This is a genomic window from Nevskiales bacterium (assembly GCA_035574475.1).
Taxonomy (GTDB): domain Bacteria; phylum Pseudomonadota; class Gammaproteobacteria; order Nevskiales; family DATLYR01; genus DATLYR01.
The window spans coordinates 1-3,523 of the sequence record DATLYR010000018.1; the positions used below are offsets into that span (position 1 = coordinate 1).

General features: G+C 70.9%; 3 protein-coding genes. 2 read left to right on the forward strand and 1 reads right to left on the reverse strand.

What is annotated here, in order from left to right:
* Both VNJ47_00965 and VNJ47_00970 read left to right on the forward strand, forming a co-directional pair.
* The coding region (locus tag VNJ47_00965; protein ID HXG27405.1) for a transketolase C-terminal domain-containing protein at nt 1–1,165 on the forward strand (1,165 nt) is incomplete at its 5' end.
* 21 nt (nt 1,166–1,186) lie between these two features.
* Nucleotides 1,187–2,152 carry a D-2-hydroxyacid dehydrogenase gene (locus tag VNJ47_00970; GenBank protein ID HXG27406.1) on the forward strand — a complete coding sequence of 322 codons (966 nt, stop codon included), beginning with the start codon at nt 1,187–1,189 and terminating at the stop codon, nt 2,150–2,152.
* 69 nt (nt 2,153–2,221) lie between these two features.
* Here VNJ47_00970 and VNJ47_00975 read toward each other — a convergent pair.
* Nucleotides 2,222–3,523 (reverse strand): NAD-glutamate dehydrogenase domain-containing protein (locus tag VNJ47_00975; GenBank protein ID HXG27407.1); only part of this gene is annotated, 1,302 nt, incomplete at its 5' end.

Genomic DNA, 3,523 nt, shown 5'->3' on the forward strand with positions numbered 1-3,523 from the left:
CGAACTCCTCGGCTGGCCGCACGCCCCGTTCGAGACTCCCGCCGACATTCTCGCCGCCTGGCGCGCGGCCGGCCGCCGCAGCCGCGCCGACTACGACGCTTGGCAAGCCCGCCTCGCCGCGCTACCGGCCGCCGAGCGCGCCGAGTTCGAGCGCGTGCAGGCCGGCGAACTGCCCGCCGGCTGGCACGAGGTGCTCGCCGGCTACAAGCGCGGCGCCGCCGCCGCGACCGAGCCCAAGCCCGGCATCTTCGCCTCCGCCGAGATCAACGACCTCCTCGCCGCGGTGCTGCCCGAGCGCATGGTCGGCTGCGCCGACCTCGAGGCGCCGACTAGCCACAAGCGCAGCCTCGCCGCCTTCACCGCCGAGGACCGCCGCGGCGCCTATGTGCACTGCGGCGTGCGCGAACACCTGATGGGCGCGATGGCCAACGGCATGGCGGCCCACGGCGGCATCATCCCACTGGCGGTCACCTACTTGGCATTCTCCGACTACGAGCGCCCGGCGATGCGCATGGCCGCGCTGATGGGTTTGCCGGTGAAGTTCGTGTTCAGCCACGACTCGATCGGCGTCGGCAAGAACGGCCCGACGCACCAGCCGGTCGAGATCCTCGCCTCGCTGCGCGCCATGCCCAACATGCTGGTGATGCGCCCGGCCGATGCGGTCGAGGCGGCCGAGTGCTGGGAGATTGCGCTCGAACACCGCAGCGGCCCCTCCACCCTGGTGTTCTCACGCCAGGCACTGCCGGCGGTGCGTCGTACCCCTACGGCCGAGAACCTGTCGCGGCGCGGTGCCTATGTCCTCGCCGAGGCCGCAGGTGGCAAGCGCCTGGTCACGCTGCTGGCGACCGGCTCCGAAGTCGCCCTGGCGCTGGAGGCCCGCGCCTGCCTGCAGGCCGAAGGCATCCCGACGGCGGTGGTGTCGATGCCTTGCTGGGAACTCTTCGACGCGCAGGATGCTGCCTACCGCAAGGCCGTGCTCGGCGAAGGCACGGTGCGGGTGGCCGTCGAGGCGGCGCTGCGCTTCGGCTGGGACCAGTACCTCGGCAGCCGCGGCGGCTTCGTCGGCATGACCGGCTTCGGCGCTTGCGGCCCGGCCGACCAACTCTACGAGCACTTCGGCATCACACCGGCGGCGGTGGCCGCCGAGGCGAAGCGCCACCTCTGACCCCGACACGAAGAGAACACCATGCACAAGATCGTCTTTCTCGACCGCGCCACCATCGCCCCGCAGATCCGCTTGCGCCAGCCCGGCTTCGCCCATGAACTGATCGAGTATGACAGGACGCGCCCGGAGGAGGTGGTCGAACGCCTCGCCGGCGCCTCCATCGCCATCACCAACAAGGTGGCACTCCCTGCCGCCGCGCTGGAACGGCTGCCCGAGCTGCGCCTCGTTGCGGTCGCCGCCACCGGCACCGACTGCGTAGACAAGGCCTACTGCCAGCGCCGCGGCATCGCCGTGGCGAACATCCGCGGCTACGCGGTGAATACCGTGCCCGAGCACACCTTCGCCCTGATTCTTGCGCTGCGCCGCAACCTCGTCGCCTACCGCGACGAGGTGCTGGCCGGCGCGTGGCAGAAATCGGGGCAGTTCTGTTTCTTCAATCATCCCATCCACGACCTCGCCGGCGCCCGCCTCGGCATCCTCGGCGAGGGTGTGCTAGGCCAGCGCGTCGCCGAGATCGCAAAGGCATTCGGCATGGTGCCGATGTTCGCCGCCCACAAGGGCAAGTCCGGCCTCGGCCCGCTCTATACGCCGTGGGACGAGGTGCTGGCGACCAGCGACATCATCACCCTGCACAGTCCACTCACGCCCGAAACCCGCGGCATGCTCGCCATGCCCGAGTTCCGCGCGATGCAGCGCCGCCCGCTGATCGTCAACACCGCGCGCGGCGGGCTCGTGGTCGAAGAGGATCTGGTCCGGGCGCTCGACGAGGGTCTCATCAGCGGCGCCGGCTTCGATGTTGCCGCGGCCGAGCCGCCCCCTGCCGACAGCCCGCTGATGCGCATCGCGAGCCGCCCCAACGTGATCGTTACGCCGCACGTCGCCTGGGCCTCGGACGAGGCTCAGCAGGCCCTGGCCGACCAGTTGATGGACAACATCGAGAACTTCGTCGCCGGCCGCCCCAGCAACCTCGTGGAAGGCGCATACTGAGTCCCGCCGGGTCTTCCCGGCGCCGCCGTGCCACGCTCTCCCCCGCAAGCGGGGAGGGTCAGGGGGAGATCAAGTCGCCAGCCGGCTGCGCACCTCGCGCAACGCCGCGGACAGCAGGGTGAAGTCCGGGCTCATCGCCTTGAGCTCATCGAACAGCCGGCCGCAGTGGGCCACGGCCTCGCGCCGCTCATCCAGCCAGGCCGCCAGCCGGGTTTCCGCCGGCTCCCGTGCAGCGCCATCCAGCACGTGCAGCGTCAGCCGCGCGTGCTCCTGGTACAGCTCGTCGCGGAAGGCGCTGCGCGCCATGGCCTGCCAGCGGTTGTCGCGTGGCAGAGCGTTGATCAGGCGGCGCAGCCAGTCCAGGCGCAGCATCCGCTCCAGGCCGAAATAGACCGTGGCCACGGCATGCTCGGCCAGAGCGTGATCCTCGGCCAGGCGGGCGATGTCCAGCAGCGACAGCACCGCTTCCAGGCACGCCACCTTCGCCGCCAGGGCCGGTTCGACGCCAGCCGCTTCCAGGCGGGTCCGCTCCCCGGCACAGCCGGATAGGCTCTGCGCCTGCGCCAGCAGCGCCGGCAGCCGCCGCTCCAAGGCCGCGAGCCGCACCGCGCGGCCCTCGGCGGGCAAGCGCAACACCCAGCGGGTCACCCGCTCCAGGGCCTTGCGCAGTTCCAGCAGCGTGCCGTACTGCACCTCGACCGCCAGCTCCAGCGCCTCCAGCGCCGCCCACAGGGCAGCGCCACCGAGCAGCCGATCGGCGTGGCACCAGGCGCGCACGATCTGCGCCGGCGTGGCCCGGGTCTCCTCCGCCAAGCGGAAGACGAAGCTGCTGCCCATGCGGTTGAGCACGGCGTTGGCGAGCTGGGTGGCGATGATCTCGCGCTTCAGCGGATGCCGGCCGATCTCGACCGCGTAACGCGCGCGCAGCGCGGTCGGGAAATAGGTCGACAACCACGGCGCCAGGGCTGCCTCATCGGGCAGCTCCGAGGCCAGCAATTGCGAGCACAGGTCGAGCTTGGCATAGGCCAGCAGCACTGCCAGCTCCGGCCCGGTCAGACCGCGCCCCTGACGGCGCCGCTCGCCCAGAATCTCATCGTCGGGCAGCCGTTCTAGGGTGCGGGACAGGGTGCCGGCCTTCTCCAGGGCCTGCAGGAGACGTCCGTGCACCGGCAGCAGCGAGGCCGCCTGACACAGCTCCAGGCTGATGGCGGCGGTCTGCTGGCGGTTGTCGCGCAGCACCAGCTCGGCCACCTCATCGGTCATCTGCGCCAGCAACTGGTTGCGCTGCTTCTCGGTCATGTCGCCGGCAGCCACCACCTGGTTGAGCAGGATCTTGATGTTGACCTCGTGGTCGGAGCAGTTCACGCCACC

Excerpts from the sequence above, each read along its gene's own strand:
- VNJ47_00970 (HXG27406.1), top strand. The coding sequence starts at position 1,187 with ATGCACAAGATCGTCTTTCTCGACCGCGCCACCATCGCCCCGCAGATC.